Raw genomic sequence first — 16,779 nt, 5'->3', positions numbered from 1 at the left:
TCATACAACATCTGCCTGCGGCATAGCAGTAACTCCCCACTCTTCAAGTTCGGCTAATATGAGATACTCCATCAGTTCTATCCGGGAAGCGACAGAAGGGGAAAGGCCCAGTGAAATGTCGAGAGAGGCTGGCTGGATTCCCCAAAGGACCACCGAAGGAGGGGATTTTCCCTGAAGAATATTGACGTCCAGAAGGTCCTGAAGCCCCATCTGATGGGGAGAGAGCAATTTAGTAAATGTAGGTGGGATTTCATCCCCTGTGAGTCGAGTGAACGCCCCCGGAGCTTTACCGGCGTCCACGGCGTCTACGACCAACAGGTGGGTTATCCCCTGCAGATAAGAGAGCAGATCGAGGCCGAGGACACCGCCAGCCAACAGCCTTACTTCAGAAGGGAAATCGTACCTCTGCTGCAGCTGCTGAACCACGTGTACACCAACACCGTCGTCTCCCATTAAGGTATTTCCGGTTCCCAAAATAAGAATTTTCATTTGCGCCCCCACCTTTTAACGGAGCGACATACACTGTAGATGTCCTGGAAAGGAAGGTCTAAATCAACTGTGAGAATACTTTTATCTGGGTCCAAAGACAGCCGTGCTACAAGGACAGGGAAAGCGTATGCGCCTACTCCACTTTGTCAAGCCGCAACGGCTTGAGATACCGCTGAATACCTGAACGCAGCGCTTCCCAAATGGCTGCAGGTAATGATGCCTACATCTTTTAAGCTGCATCTCCCCACCTATTTATTTCCTTACAACTCTTCTCTTACTGTCCGGTAGTAAATTTCTCGTTTTGTGAGAATTTTTATCTCCCTCAGTCCGCACTCGGTTGTTACAACAATAATTCTCATACCCGTAAATAGCCTTAATTTCGAGTGTTTATTTTTTTAGGGCGCTTTTATTATCTCATGCTGCCGCTTGGTATCAAGGTTGCTTTTATATGTGCAGACTCTAATTTAAACCCATAGCTAAGGGGGATACTGATATGTTAGAACAAGCCATTAAGCAACTTAAACAGAGTGACCTCAGGACCCCCTGTACCTCGGCATGTAAACACCACAACCTCATTCCAGATATCCAGCGAGAGATCGACTCCCTGTACGCGAGCTCCAGGCGGGGATTATGGAACCTGGCGGCATTCCTGCTCATCAGCATTCTTTTCCTGCTCATCAAGGACATTGCTGTGCTGGACCTTTTCCCAGAGCATGTCAGAGAGATCATAGGGGCACCTCCCGCCCCTTACCTGATTCATATCATTTTGGGTGTTTCGACCATCTCCGGATTAATTATTGTTGCAGGCAGGCTACTCAATGATGTGCAACCCGGAAGGAAGTACGAACAACTCGCCCACCGCAGTGCCTTTTATATTTTCTACCTGCTTTCCAGCAGTCTTCCCTCAACCTTTCTTTTTGTATTTTCAGCCGGAGTGGCCGTTCTCCTGCTCGAACACTACCAGATTTCGGCCTATTACAAAGCAGCCATATGCTGGAAGAAGGAGTTGATGCGGAAGGCCTCCCTCTGGCCACTGACCGCCACAGGCAGAATCCTCGAAGACTAAGGAGCGAAAGGAGACTTCCATGAAAGTCATACCATCTGCTAACAAATCAAGAATCACAATCGTACTCATCAGCAGCCTCATCATTCTAGGGACTGTCTTCATCTTGGGCATAAATCAAGTGTCACACGGAGACGGATTTATGGTGAAAGCTTTTCTTTTCTTTGTGGGAGCCATCATTGCGGTGCAGGTTATCCCCGGGCTTATGCTTTTCGGCGCCATGATAAGAGGAATCGCATCAGTGTCCAAAAAGCAGGATACGCAAGAGGAGGTACGGAAATGACGCACTACAATGAGGTGAAAAACGATGATAGAGGCATTTTAATAGCGGACAGAGATACTGATGTCAGGAAGGAAGTGGCCGAGATTTTTACCGAAGCTGGTTACCAGGTGGAGACCACAGACTCGGCAGTTCATGTTCTCTGCAATATCCTTGAAAAGCAGACCCCGGTAGTGCTGCTCGGCAATGATTTTGACAACAAGGTATCATCGGCCGATCTGATCCATCTTCTTAAAAAATGTAACAGAAAACTCGCCATCATCCTTGTCTCCGATGAAGCTTCACTTCCCGTAGTCCGAAAAATCCGGCGCGAAGGTATTTTCTACCACGCACTTAAACCGTCGACTCCTGAGGACAAAGAGGAAATCCGCCAAGCAGTCGGCTGCGCATTTGCCAACACCAAAAAAACTCACGAGCAAAAGTAACATCATCTTACTATCAAAGGAGACTGCCAATGAGAAAACACGCGCTTATCACCCCGTTAATATCGGTAATAGCATGGGCACACCCTGCCTTTGCAGCAGCAGGGGCACGGGAAGACAATAGCGATTTTATAGTGTGGGTGTTTATTGCTTTCTGCGCCCTCATTGTCGTAGGCCAACTGGTACCAGTGTTTCGAAGCCTTCGGGCACACAAGCCGTCACTGCAGCGAAAGGAAGTAAAGGAAAAAGGCTAGTTTAATATTATCTTCCGGAGGTACCTAACGTGAACCCAACTAACTTTCACCTTATACTGATGATTATCCTTGCTGCAGTCCTCATTGCTCCGGGTCCACAGGCACTAGCAAGCTCCAAAGGCTGCCTGACATGTCACGGCAGCAAGGAGAAAGTGGATAATTCCCGATTCATTGACCCTGTCAGATATCAACATACCGCCCACGCCCGGATAGGAGATGCCAACTTCGGGTGCCGTACCTGTCATGACGCTGTCACTGCCGGTCATCCTGATGATGGCATGAAAGTATTCGCAACTACCAACTGCTCCAACTGTCACTCCGATGTAATGGAAGAGTACAGCAAGAGCGTACACGCAAGAAATGCTGCCTGCGGAGACTGCCATAACCCTCACACAGCACACTCTCCTACTGAGGTCTCAGGTCATGACATGAATCTTATGTGCGGGAATTGCCACAAGAGCAATGAGATGATCAGTAAACATTCCGAGTGGCTGCCTCAGGCCGAACTCCATATTGATTCCCTTCCCTGCATCACCTGCCATTCTGGCTCTGAAAATTATGTGATAACTATGTACATCGTAAAACGTGACGTGGGAGGCGGACGCTACGGTGATTTTAAAACTGCCACTTATGAAGAGCTCAAAAAACTCGCGGGAGAACAGGACATCCGTTCCCTGATAGATGTCAACAACGATAGCTACATTTCTCTAGCCGAGCTGAAGTTATTCAACAGCAGTCCCGGCCACGATAACGTACGTCTTCAGGGGATGATGACGCCGGAAAAAGTGACGCACAACTTCCAGGTTCTCAGCAACCGCTGGGATTGCTCGTTCTGCCACGCATCAGGCCCCGAAGCAATGCAAACCAGCTATGTAGCGCTGCCCAAGCCCAATGGAACGTTTGCTCGGGCTGCCGTTGAAAAAGGTGCCGTGCTGGACGCCATGAATGGAACCCCGGATTTTTATATGCTAGGCTCTACGCGCAATCCTACCTTAGACAAAATAGGCCTGCTCATCATAGCAGGCGGGCTCATAATGCCGATTGGCCATGGCTCTCTGAGATTCCTGACACGAAAAAACAGAATGGGAAAGGGGCACTGATATGAGCGACACGACAAACAACAACATGATATATCTGCAACCTACTCCAGTAAGGATATGGCACTGGCTAAACGCCCTTGGGATAGTAACTCTTTGTATTACCGGAGCACAGATCCGATACCCTGAATTCATCAACATCTTTGGTTCGTACAAAGCAGCTATTCGCCTTCACAACACGGCCGGGATCGTAGTATCCCTTTCCTTCTCTCTTTGGTTCTTTTATTACACCATGATAGCCGGGACGATGGCGCAACTCTACTTCCCCAAGAAAGAAGATCTTCAGACTGGGATTCTGAGACAGGCATTTTATTACTTCTTCAACTATTTTCGCGGAAAGCCCAGCCCGCATCACCCAACACCCGACAATAAATTTAATCCCATGCAGAAGTCTGCTTACCTTGCCATAATGTTTGTCCTGGTGCCGCTTGTCAGCCTTACGGGCATATTTCTGATGAACATAGCACCCTTGCGTGAAGTCCTTATAATGCTTGGCGGCTTGAAAATCCTCGTAGGAATGCATTTCTTATTGGCCTGCTCACTCTGCGCCTTTCTCTTCACTCACATATATCTTGCGACACTGGGCCACACACCGTTCGCGCATTTTGTCCCCATGTGGACGGGGTGGGAAAAAATCGAGGATCATGGTTCACATGAACCTCTACACGACCTGCCCAAGCCGGCGGAGCATGCAAAAGGATAGGAGTCTCTGACTCAATGTTGGCCATTCAGACAAGGGCCTCCAAAGGTCACTGCAGGTGCCGGAACATGAGCTGCCCACCATGACGGTTGGGCAGCTTAACTTTTGCCGATCGCCGCCGAAGAGAAACACAACCACCACCTCATCTGTCCTTGCCAGAGTCCAATGAAAGCCCACGATTTTTCCAACAACCTCTTTCTTGGCCGTCAGCCGATTCTCGATGCTGAACTAAATCTGGTTGCATACGAGCTTCTGTTCCGTTCTTCGGATTCTCTCTCTGCCGATGTAACAGACGAAGTCCAAGCATGTGCACACGTCATAGTCCATACTCTTTCTGATTTCGGCCTTTCAGACGCTCTAGGAAAGAAAAAGGGATATATCAACCTGACCCAGCAAATCCTGATGGCTGATGTTCTTGATCTGTTGCCTAAAGAGCAGGTTGTAATAGAGCTACTGGAATCAATAAGACCTACTCCCATAGTAGTTTCAAGATGCAGGGAATTAAAACGTAAGGGCTTCACCCTTGCCCTCGATGATCATGTCTATGATCCTGAATTCGAACCTCTTTACGAGCTGGTAGATATAATAAAGGTAGATCTCCTGAAATCTCCCTCTAACCAGATCATAGGGATGCTTGAAAAATGGCGTGAGTGGCCTTTGACGCTGTTAGCGGAAAAGGTTGAAACACACGAGCAGCTCAGCTTCTGCCGTAACGTTGGCTTTCAGATGTTCCAAGGATATTTTTTTGCGAAGCCCACAGTGATTCAGCAAAGAACTCTGGATACCGCCACACTCACACTGATGCGCCTTATGGACCAGGTATTGGCGGATGCCGATTCGTCCGAAATAGAAGAAACTTTCAAGCAGCACCCTGAGCTGATTTATAATCTTCTTCGCCTAGTCAACTCAGTGTACCTTGGCATGCGGGGGAAGATCAAAACAGTGCGGCACGCTTTGGCCATACTTGGGCGGGATCATCTCAAGCGCTGGCTAATGCTCTGCCTTTATGCACTCAACAGCAATAAGGGCATATTTGCTAGCCCTCTTATGGAATTGGCGGCAGTCCGTGGAAAATTCATGGAAAATATCGTAAGGGCAATACCTGCGTGGGGAAGGGACAAGGACTCTGCGGACAGAGCATTCATGACAGGCGTTCTCTCTCTCATAGATGTCCTTCTGAATGTGCGGATGGAAGAAGTTGTGGGGCAGTGTAACATTGCAGATGAAATGCGCGATGCTCTTCTCCATCGCACAGGAGTTCTCGGTCAGTTACTTATAGTTTCTGAGCACCTCGAACAGTCACGCACCGAAGAACTTGATAAGCTTCTAGAGGAGCTGTCACTGTCACGCGCAGAATGCTCTAACGCTCAGCTCGATGCAGTAAAATGGGCTAATAGGACCTTGTTAAAATAATAATGATTTTTTACTTTCTTCTCTTCTGTAGTAACTCCTCCTCCAGTCTTTTTATAGCTTCCTGCCTTTTCTCAATGTATTGTTCATACAATCTGATGTAATGATCACGGCTGTTTTCAGTGACTATTTGCATAATAATAGGCAAGGTAGCCATGCACAGGACACAAAGACACATACTGAGTCCAAGGAAAAATATAGCCCCGCTGACACCCTGATCAATAAGCACTGTCTGCTGCGACAATAAAAGCAGGATCACTCCTCCCCATCCAATTATTTTTTTCATAGTTCCCTCATTGTTTCTCAAGTTTCGCTAGTACCGTCTTAGACTAATCGGCAGAAACTGGCGAAAATCAAGTCGTAATCTTTGAGAGAAACACGCTGCTGGAGCGCAGCGGGGAAGAAATTCTCAGGCAAAATGGGGTCAAGGAAATTTGATTGAGATGGTCCTGAACGAAATTATCGAGGTGTCTTCTGAAAATGGAATCTCGTAAAGGAATAGAAGGTCGATTCTTTCAGCTTTTCGACCATATGCCGGAAGAGCCATTCCATACGGCATGGAAAAATATGCGGGGTCACTGGGGGGAGGAAACGCAAAAACCGCTTTCGCTACCTCAGCATGGGCGGCATCGATAACGCGGGCTCTTAATTCAACACCTAGGATGTATAACGCAAGTCCGGATGACACTGTCCCGATAACGGCTATGCGGGAAGGTTCCTGCCATGCCCTCCACTCGAGGGCTATATCATAGTCTTTTCTTCCCGAAGTCTTTTCAGAATAATCGACTGCCGAAGAGAGATCAGGAGAAAACAAAATAATCAGGATAGCAATACACCATGCCATGATAGGAGTCCTTACCCCTCTCAGCTGCCGCCTGTTCGAAATTTTCCATACAATTTGCTGGATATTGCCTGACCCATCAAAAAATATGGCCCTTCTGGAATCTCCGGAAGGGCCACCTTAACTACGGCTTCTATGTGCTTAAAGCAATGCTGCCTTCTGGGCCAGCTCCAGCAAGAATGAAGGAATAACACCGGGAACAAGAACCCCGATAACGGCAACAATCAAGCATAGGGCTATTCCCGGAGTAACCTGAAGCCAATCGAATTCTTCCTCGGGCTCTTTCATGTACATGAACACCATGATGCGCAAGTAGTAATAAACCGAGGCGGCGCTATTAAGAACCCCGATGACTGCAAGCCAGATGTAGCCGGCCTGAATTGCACCTGAGAACAGGTAGAATTTGCCGACAAAGCCGGCTGCGGGGGGGATACCGGCGAGAGAAAAAAGGAATATTGACATGCAGACAGCTAGCACGGGATGCTTGAAACCGAATCCGGTGTAGTCGCTGACATTGTTGTTCGGTTCTCCCTTTTTTCCGACCAATACTATGATTGCGAAAGCACCGATGTTCATAAACGCGTACGTAAGCATGTAAAACATAATACCTGCGGTGCCCACAGCGTTACCAGCGACGAATCCGACAAGAACATAACCTGCATGTGCTATAGAAGAATAAGCAAGAACTCGCTTGATGTTGTTCTGATAAAGAGCAGTGATATTACCTACGGTCATGGTAAGAACAGCCAGAATCCAGAGTAAATCCGTCCAATCTGCACGAAACGAAGGGAGCGCTACAACGAATACCCTTACGAAAGCGGCAAAGCCCGCAGCCTTCGGTCCAACCGACATGAAAGCAGTCATCGGAGTAGGAGCACCCTCATATACGTCGGGTGTCCACATATGAAAGGGTGCTGCTGCTATTTTGAAAGAGAAACCTACTGCCATCAAAAGCATCCCCACGAGAAGCATCGGGTTGGCTGTGACTCCGGCATTCTGAGCTATGAATGATGCAATGTTGGCAATCTTGGTAGTTCCGGTTGCTCCATAGGTGAGAGCCATACCATAGAGAAGGAATCCTGTCGAAAAGGCGCCCAGAAGGAAGTACTTCAGGCCAGCCTCGTTGGATCTCAAGCTGTTTCTATTAAATCCAGCAAGAACATAGAGGGAGACCGACAGAACTTCAAGGCCCAGGAAGATCGTCATGAGGTCGGTACCAGATGCCATTAGCATCATACCTGCCGTGGAAAGAAGAACCAGTGGGTAAAGCTCGCCCCAATTGCACTCTTCACGCTTCATGTACTGGTCACTGATTAGAATGGAGAGTGCACCGGATATCAGAACGATACCTTTAAAAAACAAGGCGAAATTATCCTGAAGTACTGCTCCGTTAAAGCCCTGTTGTGGGTTACCCCAGCCGCTTACGACGGAGTAAAAAGAAATGACGATGCCGATGAGGCTTAAATAGCCGAGATAAGCTTTCTGCTCGCTCGGGACGAAGACGTTGATCAGCAGCAGAATCATGGCGAAGACGGAAAGGATCGTCTCGGGCATGACCGCAGCGAAGTTTATGGCAGGCATCGCAAATGTTTCCATCTAATTCCTCCAGTGGCTATTCTGAAAAAGTCTACTTATGCTCTAAAGGCTGTACCGCCGGAATTTCCTGCGGAGCAGGGGTAGCAGGAGGCGCTACAAGTGCAACTTTCTTCGCCTTGCTCTGCTGGATCATCTTATCAATTGAAGGAGCCATCCGATCTATGAACGGGTTCGGATACACTCCCATAACAAAGATGAGGACGAGCAGAGGAACCATTATGGCTATTTCCCTGCTGTTGAGGTCGGTCAGCTTCTGGTTTTTTGGGTTATTAAGTTCACCGAACATGACACGCTGAAACATCCACAACATGTAGACAGCCGAAAGAATAACACCGCTTGTCGCTATGATGGCATACCATCGCAGGTTACTTTCGTACGCACCTATCAAGACGAGGAATTCTCCCACAAAACCGTTGGTGCCGGGAAGGCCAATGGACGAAAGGGTTACGATCATGAATATTGTCGCAAATATCGGCATTTGTTTCGACAATCCACCGAAATCCGCGATAAGCCTTGTATGGCGACGTTCATAAATGAAGCCAACTATAAGGAAGAGTGCACCGGTAGAAATACCGTGATTCAGCATCTGAAGCATTCCTCCGGCGACACCCTGCTGGTTGAGGGCAAATATACCCAGCATGACGAAACCGAGATGAGCGACCGACGAGTAAGCCACGAGTTTTTTTACGTCGTCCTGCACCATTGCTACAAGAGCGGCATAGATAATACCGATTACAGCAAGAGTGGCAATGAGCGGAGTAAATCTCTCGGCCGCATCCGGGAACAGAGGCATGGCGAATCTTACGTAGCCATAGGTTCCCATTTTAAGAAGAATAGCTGCAAGAATGACCGATCCAGCGGTAGGAGCCTCAGTGTGAGCGAGCGGCAACCATGTGTGAACAGGAAAGAGCGGAACCTTGATCGCGAAGGCGAAGGCAAATGCCAAAAACATCCAAACCTGAATCGAAGGATCAATAGGCAACGTGTAGAAATTGGCGATGGTGAAGTCGGTTAGACCGGCCTGAAGCCCCATGAAATACAGTGCGATGATAGCGACCAGCATGAGTACGGAGCCGGCCATAGTGTAGATGAAGAACTTGACTGCGGCATAAATTTTTTGCTTGCCACCCCAGATGCCAATGATGAAGTACATGGGGATGAGCATGAGTTCCCAGAAAATGTAGAAGAGGAAAAGGTCAAGAGACACAAAAGCGCCGAGCATACCAACTTCAAGGAGCAAGAGACAGATCATGTATTCTTTGACCTTGGTCTCAACCGCAGTCCAGGTCGAAAGAACGGCAATCGGCATGATAAAGGTCGTAAGTATGACGAGCCACAAGCTGATGCCGTCAATGCCGACGTGGTAGTTCATCTTGAAAGGCCCTGCCTGAATCCAGGGAACGTTCTGAACGAATTGATATTCAGCATTTGAAACAAAGCCGGTAACCAAGGGAAGGGAAACGACAAAGGTAACCGCCGTAATGGCTAGAGCCAGACCCCTCAGCAGCCCGTGACTGTTCTTGGGGACGAACAACAGCAACAGGACCCCGAGGAGGGGTAGAAATGTCATCAGGCTTATGATGGTCTCATTCATTGAATCTGCTCCTTTTTAAACTATTTCAAGAGAGTACAGACAGCGTTATCGGAATATGTAAAACGCTACGATTACAACTGCACCGAGGGCCATGCTCATAGCATAGTTGTGGACATAGCCAGACTGCAGGCTCTTGATGGCCGCACTGACAGCCATGACGAACTTGCCGACGCCGTCCACGATCCCATCTATTACCACAACGTCGAAGCCTTTCCAGAGGAAATTACCGAAAGACTTGCAGGGGTTCACAAACACGAAATCATACAGCTCGTCGATGTACCACTTGTTGTACACCGCTCTGTAGAGTCCTGGGAAAGCAGCTGTGAACTTCGCAGGGATAGAGGGACTCATCACGTAGAGAGCAAAGGCGATTGCAATACCAACTACGGCAATGACAACGGACAGCCCCATGAGCCCCCACTCCACTGCATGGCTCGGGTGAGCACCATGGGCATGGGCACTGACATATTCGGTGGAAAACGCAAATACAGGAGCAAGCCAATGCTCGAAGTAATTGGGAATTCCCCCGAGGACGTCTCCCAGGATTTTGGGTACACCGATATACCCGCCGATGACGGAGAGGATCGCCAGCACTATGAGCGGGAAAACTATAACCATTGGTGACTCGTGCAGGTGGTCCTTGGCTTTGGGGTTGATCCGGCACTCACCGAAAAAGGTCATGAATACGAGACGGAACATGTAAAAAGCAGTCATACCGGCAGCAACTGCTCCCAGCCCCCAGAGTACGAAATTCAGCTGACCGTGATGCGGATTTGCAAAAGCCTGCCAGAGGATCTCATCCTTGCTAAAGAAGCCGGAGAATCCAGGAATACCTGCAATAGCGATGGTAGCAAGAAGGAACGTGAGGAATGTCATCGGCATCTTTGACTTGAGCCCGCCCATGTTCCGCATGTCCTGCGGATCATCATGCGAGTGTGCGTGATGCAGCGCATGGTGCATTGAATGGATGACTGCACCAGACCCGAGGAAGAGGCATGCTTTGAAGAACGCATGAGTCATGAGGTGGAAGATACCAGCAGCGAATGCTCCAACACCCATCGCAAGGAACATGTACCCGAGCTGAGAAACAGTAGAGTAGGCAAGAACACGCTTGATATCGTTCTGGGCGGTACCAATGGTGGCTGCAAAAAATGCCGTACAGGCGCCGACGACAGCAACGACCACCATGGTCTCAGGTGCTTTGATGAAGAGGAAGTTCATCCGGCCGATCATGTATACACCGGCGGTAACCATGGTTGCAGCGTGAATGAGAGCAGAAACAGGAGTGGGACCTTCCATAGCGTCGGGCAACCATGTATAAAGCGGAATCTGAGCTGATTTACCGGTAGCGCCAAGGAAGAAGAATAGGGTTACAACCGTAACGACTCCACCGACAGGCAGAAGTGCGGCATGCTTACCCAGTTCGGTGAATTCGATAGTCCATATACCGTGATTCTGTCCCAAATACCAGAAGAGCGTGAACAGACCGAGAAGGAAACCGAAGTCTCCCACCCGGTTCATAACGAAAGCCTTCTTGCCCGCATCTCCGGCTGATTTTTTATGGAAATAGTAACCGATAAGAAGGTATGAACAAAGCCCGACACCCTCCCAGCCGACGAACATAAGCAGGAGGTTATTTCCCATAACAAGCAGAAGCATGGAGAAGGTGAACAGATTAAGATAGGCGAAAAATCTGTAGAACCCTTCTTCACCGTGCATGTAGCCGATGGAGTAGACATGGATCAAAAAGCCTACGCCTGTTACCACCATGAGCATTATGCAGGAGAGGGGATCAATCAAGAAGGCGATGTCTGCCTGGAATGTCCCGGCCTTTATCCAGGTGAAGAGTTTCACGTTGTGGACCCGATCGGTGGCAGGCAAGCTGATCATTTTGAGAAGGGTCATACTCGCAACGATGAAAGAGCAGAACACCATCAGTGCTCCAATCCCGCCGATGACCTTTTCTTCCTTGATCTTCTTTCCGAATAGTCCGTTAATCAGGAAGCCGATTAAGGGAAACAGAGGTATAAGCCACACGTTATCAAACATTCCAGACTCCTTCTATTGAGTAATTCAGAAAATCAGTCTCAGTTGCTACCACTTCAAGAGGTTGATGTCTTCCACGTCGATCGATTCCCTATTCTTGTAGAAGGCGATCATCAGGGCAAGTCCAACGGCAGCTTCAGCGGCAGCAACGGTCATGATGAAAAAGACAAAGATCTGCCCATCAATGTTTCCAAGGTACCGAGAGAGTGCGATGAAGGAAAGATTTACTGCATTTAGCATCATTTCTACGCACATGAAGATAACGATGGCGTTCCTTCTGGTCAGCACGCCTATGGTGCCGATAGCGAAGAGAATGGCGCTCACGATGAGATAGCTATCCAAGGAAATCATCTTTATTCACCCCTGTTTTTTCTTAAATTTTACGTTTAGATAGAACAACCGCACCGATTATCGCTACTAACAAGAGCAGGGATGTAACTTCAAAGGGCAACAGAAAGTCGGTGAACAGCGCCTTGCCGATGAGTTCGGTATGTCCGACTCTATGGATAGCTGCTGCATCCAGCGATCCTCTTGCACCTGTCAGTGTGCTCTTGCTCAAGAAATAGAAGGTCTCTACCAGAACTAGAAAACCTATTATGTAGCTGATCAGCAGGGCATGACTGGTTCGCTTGCTCGACTCGGTCCGGATGTTGAGGAGCATGATTACGAAAACGATAAGAACCATGATTGCGCCGGCATACACGATTACCTGAATCGCTGCCATAAAGGGTGCATCCAGCATCACGTAAAAGGTCGCCAGAGCGAAGAAGGTCATCACCAGCGATAAGGCGCTGTTGATAGGGTTCTTGCAGGTAATGACCAGAATGCTGAAGAGAACGGCCATCGCTGCCACGACGGTAAAAAAGATGGTTTCCATTGCTGCTCCTTTATTTCTTTTCTAAGAGTCGTTCTTTGGCGAACACGAAGTCATGTCGGTGGTAGTTTGCAAGCTCGAACTCCTGTGTCATCCTGAGTGCATCCACAGGACAGGCCTCAACGCAGTAGCCACAGAAGATGCAGCGCAGAAGATCGATCTCGTAAACAGCCGCGTGCTTATCGTGATTGGCATCCTCCATCGCCTCGACTCTAATGCATTTGGCAGGACATACCGTCGGGCAGAGGTAACAGGCGACACATTTTGCTCGGTCATGTGAAACATTTAGAGCATGCAGTCCGCGGAAATTGGGTGAAACCACGGGCCGTTCCGTCGGATATTGAAGCGTTACAGGCTTCATGAACAGATGCTTAAAGGTGATTTTCAGTCCATTTATTAGCGGCATTATCATTGGTATTACCTCGTCTTAAAATTGTACGTGGATGCGCTGGTGCTACAAACAATAAACCCCTTAGGCGGTCATCAGTATCCAGATCCCCGTCCCCACAATATTGAGCAGAGTAATAGGAAGGAAAAATTTCCAGCCAAGCCGCATAAGCTGATCGTAACGGTACCTGGGGTAAGTTGCCCTGATCCACATGCAGAGGAAAATGAGAGCATACACTTTTGCGATGAACCAAACCCATCCCGGAAGGAAGGCGGGGCCGTGCCATCCGCCGAGAAATAATGTAGTGGTGACGGCGCAGACTGTAACCATGTTGGCGTACTCAGCCATGAAGAACATGGCATATTTCATCGAGGAATACTCAGTGCAGAAACCGGAAACGAGTTCCGTCTCGGCTTCAGGAAGGTCAAACGGTGTACGGTTGATCTCTGCAAGAGAACAGATAAAGAAAATTATTCCGGCGATGAAGGTGAAGGGGCTGCGGAACAGGTACCAGCCGAGAATTCCGAAACCTCCGGCCTGATCAGCAACTATCTTCTGCAGCGAAAGGGACTCGGACATCAGGAATACAGAAATTATGGCCAGACCGGCGGCCAGTTCATAGGAAATCATCTGAGCCGAGGAGCGGAGACCTCCCAGCAGGGAATACTTGCTGTTGGACGACCAACCAGCGAGGACGATGCCATAAACACCAAGAGATGCCATAGCAAGAATGTACAGAACACCTACGTTAATATCGAATACCTTGTCCAACTCCTGGTCCCAATAGCCGGCTATCTGCAGCGGTACCTTGTATCCGAATATCTCGACGGTATCGCCGAAAGGGATTACCGCAAACGAAATAAATGCAGTAATAAGTGCAACGAGTGGTGCGATAAGAAATGCAAATTTACTTGCCTGAGACGGGACGATTTCTTCCTTGAAGAAAAGCTTGACGCCGTCAGCGATGGGCTGTAGCAGGCCGTGCCAGCCTGTCCGCATCGGTCCAAGCCGTACCTGCATATGTCCGATTATTTTCCGCTCGGCATATGTAGCGTACGCCACTGTCAGAAGCACGAAGACGAATGCTACAACCACCTTTGCAAGCATGGCAATGTAATATGCGACCGGCAGTCCTAATATTAGCGTATCCATTTGCTCCTCTTCCTCTCTGTATTATAGGACTCAGTAAATTTATTTGGTGACGGTGATAAACGTTACTGCTGAGCCGTCGGTAAGTGTGTTGATGGACTGCTCACCAAAGTGGTACGGCGCGAACATCGTTCCTTTCGGGAGCCTCTGACTCACCTTTGCACGGAGTTTAACTTCGCCGTTAGCTGACTTGACGGTGACCATGTCCTCTTCAGCTATTTTCAGAGATGCTGCATCTCCAGCATTAAGTTCAATGTAGCCTGACGGGCAGACATACATCGGGCCTTCACCAAATCTGGATAGCGTACCGCAATGATTTAAAGCGCTGCCGGTGAGAAGAGCAAATTTACCCTGCTCTGAAGGTACCGAGGGGGCAGCGACCGGGACAAATTCGGGAACATTGTTGCTGGAGAGTACTACTCCATCCTGCCCAAGCGCTCCATAGGAAAGCCCCTGGTATGCAGGTACGCTGGACGCGATCTCGGCAAAAACTTCAGAGGGTTTTCCATACGAATTGGAATCAGAAAAAACACCAAGGAGGTCGTTGAATATCTCAAAATCGCTACGGGAGGCCCCAACTGGCTTGATGGCCCTGTTTACCTTCTGTACTGCTCGACCAGCACTAGTGTAGGTTCCCTCTTTTTCTGCAAATGATGCCGCGGGGAGTACAACATCAGCCATCTGGGCAGTCTCTGTCAGGAAAAGATCCTGCACGACTACAAAGGGCGCCTTGTCGAGAGCAGCCTCGACTCTTTTCCGGTTGGGATACGATACAACTGGATTTTCTCCGACAATATAGAGGAAATCAATAGCACCAGTAGAGCAGGCATCGAAGATTGCCGCAGCGTTTTTCCCGTTGGCCGAAGGATGCATACCAAGATCAGCTGCGCCCTGGCTATTGTTCTTTTCTCCCATTATGAGGACACCACAGCCTTCCTTACCGATCTTTCCGGTAAGAAGAGCCAGGTTTATGATAGCCTGTGCCAGCTCCTTGCTGTGTCCGGGATATGCAAGGCCGATAGGCAGCATGATCAATGCTTTCTGAGTTTTTGCATAATCACGGGCGAGAGCAGTAATTTCATCTGCAGAGATACCGCAGTCAGAAGCGACCTTCTCCGGAGTATAGCTTTCAAGCGATTTCTTCAGCTCTCCGAAGTTGCTCACTGTCGCAACGAAATCGGAGTCGATGAGGTTCTCCTCAATGATTACCTTGGCCATTGCATTGAATATCAAAATTTCGCTGCCGGGTTTGTGAATATAGGTCTTTGCACCTGGAAGGCGAGACAGCTTTCCATTCTTGTCTGAAAGCACCCGGAGATCGACATCTTTACGCTTCACTCCAAGATTAATCTCAAATCCTATGACGGGATGCGTTTCATAGGCGTCGGTCTTCACCACAAGCAGCAGACCAGCCTTTTGTATATCAGCAATAGATGAAGGTGATGCCGGATAACCAAGGCTCTGCTGGGCGCCTTCAGTAAGCGCTGCATGAGCGAACCCCGCCGAATGATCAATATTTCCTGAACCAATCGCATCGCGGAACAGCTTTTTCAACAGGAACAGCTCCTCGTTTGTGAGACGCGGAGTCACCAGACAGGCTGCGGAAGACCCGCCGGCAGCTTTGGCGTCGACAAGTCGCTGCTTAACGAGGCCTAGCGCCTCATCCCATGTCGCTGGAACAAGATTTCCGTTCTTCCTGATAAGAGGCGTAGCAAGTCGCTGGTCGCTGTTGACGAATTGATAGCCCCAACGTCCGCGTGTGCAGAGTTGGCCGTTGTGGAAACCCTGATTCTCGTCATAAACGGTTGTAAGAACCTGATCGTCCTTAACACCAAGAGTGAGCTGACAGCCAGTTCCGCAGTAGGAGCAAACAGTCTTTACTTTATTGAGAGCCCACCAGCGAGCCTTGAATTTAAAGGGACGGGAAAGAAGGGCACCGACAGGACATACGGAGACACAGGAACCGCAGAACTCGCAGTTTAGAGGCCCGTCGAAGGGCGTACCGATTTTAGCTTCGATACCGCGATTGATGAAGGAGTATGCTCCGAATGCAACAATCTCATCGCAGATCCTCGCGCATTTACCGCAGTGGATGCAACGGTTCATGTCACGCTCGATGAGCGGGTTCTCGTAGTCTATGGCGTGGTTGAACTTTTCATCGGTGAAGTGATTGGTGTTCACTTCATATTCATAGGTAAGGTTCTGGAGATCGCAGTCCCCTGCTGCATCGCACACCGGGCAGTCGATGGGGTGCTTGAGCAGCAGCAGTTCGAGGACTAATTTCCTGGCCTGAACGATCTCGGGAGTCATCGTCTTAACGATCATACCCTCGGTGACCGGGGTTGTGCAGGCAGGTATCTGTCGCCCCTTCATCTGCTCGACCTCAACGAGACACATACGGCACCCGCCGAACGGATGAAGCTTCTTGTCATGGCACAGGATAGGGATCTTGATGCCGGCAGCTTTGGCCGCATCGTATATGGTAGCGTCTTTCGGTACGGTTACCTGTTTGTCATCGATTGTAAGATTTACCATCTCGACCTCTGTTCTCCCTCAGATGTATTACGTGACGATCG

General features: G+C 49.1%; 18 protein-coding genes and 1 pseudogene. 8 read left to right on the top strand and 11 right to left on the bottom strand.

Translation table 11 applies throughout. The annotated features are described in order from the left end of the window. Complete coding sequence (locus CFB04_RS15170; RefSeq protein ID WP_088536172.1) at window positions 1-489, bottom strand: HyaD/HybD family hydrogenase maturation endopeptidase; 489 nt, start codon at window positions 487-489, stop codon at window positions 1-3. 493 nt (window positions 490-982) lie between these two features. Here CFB04_RS15170 and CFB04_RS15165 point away from each other — a divergent pair, with 493 nt between their 5' ends. From CFB04_RS15165 to CFB04_RS15135, 8 genes and pseudogenes are all read left to right on the top strand, one after another. Beyond that, window positions 983-1,555 carry a hypothetical protein gene (locus tag CFB04_RS15165; protein ID WP_088536171.1) on the top strand — a complete coding sequence of 191 codons (573 nt, stop codon included), beginning with the start codon at window positions 983-985 and terminating at the stop codon, window positions 1,553-1,555. Between the two features lie 19 nt (window positions 1,556-1,574). Next, window positions 1,575-1,835 carry a hypothetical protein gene (locus CFB04_RS15160; protein WP_088536170.1) on the top strand — a complete coding sequence of 87 codons (261 nt, stop codon included), beginning with the start codon at window positions 1,575-1,577 and terminating at the stop codon, window positions 1,833-1,835. Beyond that, window positions 1,832-2,257, top strand: coding sequence for a response regulator (locus CFB04_RS15155; RefSeq protein ID WP_088536169.1), 426 nt, complete (start codon window positions 1,832-1,834; stop codon window positions 2,255-2,257). The genes CFB04_RS15160 and CFB04_RS15155 overlap by 4 nt, the downstream gene beginning before the upstream one ends. Window positions 2,258-2,286: 29 nt before the next feature. Further along, a complete protein-coding gene (locus CFB04_RS17950) occupies window positions 2,287-2,508 on the top strand; it encodes a hypothetical protein (protein WP_157698812.1) in 222 nt (73 codons plus the stop codon). A gap of 59 nt (window positions 2,509-2,567) precedes the next feature. Further along, window positions 2,568-2,960 (top strand): annotated as a pseudogene (locus CFB04_RS18560) (cytochrome C); the annotation flags it as partial. Between the two features lie 15 nt (window positions 2,961-2,975). After that, window positions 2,976-3,608 carry a hypothetical protein gene (locus CFB04_RS18360; protein WP_231934215.1) on the top strand — a complete coding sequence of 211 codons (633 nt, stop codon included), beginning with the start codon at window positions 2,976-2,978 and terminating at the stop codon, window positions 3,606-3,608. A gap of 1 nt (window position 3,609) precedes the next feature. Next, window positions 3,610-4,308: a cytochrome b/b6 domain-containing protein gene (locus tag CFB04_RS15140; protein WP_088536168.1), complete on the top strand. Its 699-nt coding sequence runs from the start codon at window positions 3,610-3,612 to the stop codon at window positions 4,306-4,308. A gap of 162 nt (window positions 4,309-4,470) precedes the next feature. Beyond that, entirely contained in the window at window positions 4,471-5,718 is a 1,248-nt protein-coding gene (locus tag CFB04_RS15135; protein ID WP_088536167.1) for an EAL and HDOD domain-containing protein, read from the top strand. A 10-nt stretch (window positions 5,719-5,728) separates the two neighbouring features. Here the strand turns inward: CFB04_RS15135 and CFB04_RS15130 are convergent, their stop codons facing one another. The 10 genes from CFB04_RS15130 to CFB04_RS15085 all read right to left on the bottom strand — a co-directional run bounded on the left by CFB04_RS15130 (window position 5,729) and on the right by CFB04_RS15085 (window position 16,738). After that, window positions 5,729-6,001 carry a hypothetical protein gene (locus tag CFB04_RS15130; RefSeq protein ID WP_088536166.1) on the bottom strand — a complete coding sequence of 91 codons (273 nt, stop codon included), beginning with the start codon at window positions 5,999-6,001 and terminating at the stop codon, window positions 5,729-5,731. Between the two features lie 138 nt (window positions 6,002-6,139). Next, on the bottom strand, window positions 6,140-6,559 hold the full coding sequence (locus tag CFB04_RS15125; RefSeq protein ID WP_088536165.1) for a hypothetical protein: 420 nt from the start codon (window positions 6,557-6,559) through the stop codon (window positions 6,140-6,142). A gap of 138 nt (window positions 6,560-6,697) precedes the next feature. Further along, a complete protein-coding gene (locus tag CFB04_RS15120; RefSeq protein WP_088536164.1) occupies window positions 6,698-8,152 on the bottom strand; it encodes an NADH-quinone oxidoreductase subunit N in 1,455 nt (484 codons plus the stop codon). Between the two features lie 31 nt (window positions 8,153-8,183). Further along, window positions 8,184-9,746 (bottom strand): NADH-quinone oxidoreductase subunit M, encoded by a 1,563-nt coding sequence (locus tag CFB04_RS15115; RefSeq protein WP_088536163.1) that lies wholly within the window; start codon window positions 9,744-9,746, stop codon window positions 8,184-8,186. Window positions 9,747-9,791: 45 nt separating this feature from the next. Then, window positions 9,792-11,795, bottom strand: a complete 2,004-nt coding sequence (gene nuoL / locus CFB04_RS15110) for an NADH-quinone oxidoreductase subunit L (protein WP_088536162.1) — start codon at window positions 11,793-11,795, stop codon at window positions 9,792-9,794. A gap of 45 nt (window positions 11,796-11,840) precedes the next feature. Continuing rightward, on the bottom strand, window positions 11,841-12,143 hold the full coding sequence (gene nuoK, locus CFB04_RS15105) for an NADH-quinone oxidoreductase subunit NuoK (protein WP_088536161.1): 303 nt from the start codon (window positions 12,141-12,143) through the stop codon (window positions 11,841-11,843). 22 nt (window positions 12,144-12,165) lie between these two features. Further along, window positions 12,166-12,669, bottom strand: a complete 504-nt coding sequence (locus CFB04_RS15100; RefSeq protein ID WP_088536160.1) for an NADH-quinone oxidoreductase subunit J — start codon at window positions 12,667-12,669, stop codon at window positions 12,166-12,168. A 10-nt stretch (window positions 12,670-12,679) separates the two neighbouring features. Then, window positions 12,680-13,078: an NADH-quinone oxidoreductase subunit NuoI gene (nuoI, locus tag CFB04_RS15095; protein ID WP_088536159.1), complete on the bottom strand. Its 399-nt coding sequence runs from the start codon at window positions 13,076-13,078 to the stop codon at window positions 12,680-12,682. A 60-nt stretch (window positions 13,079-13,138) separates the two neighbouring features. Further along, entirely contained in the window at window positions 13,139-14,206 is a 1,068-nt protein-coding gene (nuoH, locus tag CFB04_RS15090; protein ID WP_088536158.1) for an NADH-quinone oxidoreductase subunit NuoH, read from the bottom strand. Between the two features lie 39 nt (window positions 14,207-14,245). Continuing rightward, on the bottom strand, window positions 14,246-16,738 hold the full coding sequence (locus CFB04_RS15085; RefSeq protein WP_088536157.1) for a molybdopterin-dependent oxidoreductase: 2,493 nt from the start codon (window positions 16,736-16,738) through the stop codon (window positions 14,246-14,248). Window positions 16,739-16,779 lie beyond the last annotated feature (41 nt).

This window comes from Geobacter sp. DSM 9736 (genome assembly GCF_900187405.1).
Classification (GTDB): domain Bacteria; phylum Desulfobacterota; class Desulfuromonadia; order Geobacterales; family Geobacteraceae; genus DSM-9736.
This window is presented reverse-complemented; position numbering and strand designations above follow the sequence as displayed.

Coding starts and splice junctions, on each gene's coding strand:
- CFB04_RS15170 (WP_088536172.1), bottom strand. CDS start 489: ATGAAAATTCTTATTTTGGGAACCGGAAATACCTTAATGGGAGACGAC.
- CFB04_RS15165 (WP_088536171.1), top strand. CDS start 983: ATGTTAGAACAAGCCATTAAGCAACTTAAACAGAGTGACCTCAGGACC.
- CFB04_RS15160 (WP_088536170.1), top strand. CDS start 1,575: ATGAAAGTCATACCATCTGCTAACAAATCAAGAATCACAATCGTACTC.
- CFB04_RS15155 (WP_088536169.1), top strand. CDS start 1,832: ATGACGCACTACAATGAGGTGAAAAACGATGATAGAGGCATTTTAATA.
- CFB04_RS17950 (WP_157698812.1), top strand. CDS start 2,287: ATGAGAAAACACGCGCTTATCACCCCGTTAATATCGGTAATAGCATGG.
- CFB04_RS18360 (WP_231934215.1), top strand. CDS start 2,976: ATGATCAGTAAACATTCCGAGTGGCTGCCTCAGGCCGAACTCCATATT.
- CFB04_RS15140 (WP_088536168.1), top strand. CDS start 3,610: ATGAGCGACACGACAAACAACAACATGATATATCTGCAACCTACTCCA.
- CFB04_RS15135 (WP_088536167.1), top strand. CDS start 4,471: ATGAAAGCCCACGATTTTTCCAACAACCTCTTTCTTGGCCGTCAGCCG.
- CFB04_RS15130 (WP_088536166.1), bottom strand. CDS start 6,001: ATGAAAAAAATAATTGGATGGGGAGGAGTGATCCTGCTTTTATTGTCG.
- CFB04_RS15125 (WP_088536165.1), bottom strand. CDS start 6,559: ATGGCATGGTGTATTGCTATCCTGATTATTTTGTTTTCTCCTGATCTC.
- CFB04_RS15120 (WP_088536164.1), bottom strand. CDS start 8,152: ATGGAAACATTTGCGATGCCTGCCATAAACTTCGCTGCGGTCATGCCC.
- CFB04_RS15115 (WP_088536163.1), bottom strand. CDS start 9,746: ATGAATGAGACCATCATAAGCCTGATGACATTTCTACCCCTCCTCGGG.
- nuoL (WP_088536162.1), bottom strand. CDS start 11,795: ATGTTTGATAACGTGTGGCTTATACCTCTGTTTCCCTTAATCGGCTTC.
- nuoK (WP_088536161.1), bottom strand. CDS start 12,143: ATGATTTCCTTGGATAGCTATCTCATCGTGAGCGCCATTCTCTTCGCT.
- CFB04_RS15100 (WP_088536160.1), bottom strand. CDS start 12,669: ATGGAAACCATCTTTTTTACCGTCGTGGCAGCGATGGCCGTTCTCTTC.
- nuoI (WP_088536159.1), bottom strand. CDS start 13,078: ATGATAATGCCGCTAATAAATGGACTGAAAATCACCTTTAAGCATCTG.
- nuoH (WP_088536158.1), bottom strand. CDS start 14,206: ATGGATACGCTAATATTAGGACTGCCGGTCGCATATTACATTGCCATG.
- CFB04_RS15085 (WP_088536157.1), bottom strand. CDS start 16,738: ATGGTAAATCTTACAATCGATGACAAACAGGTAACCGTACCGAAAGAC.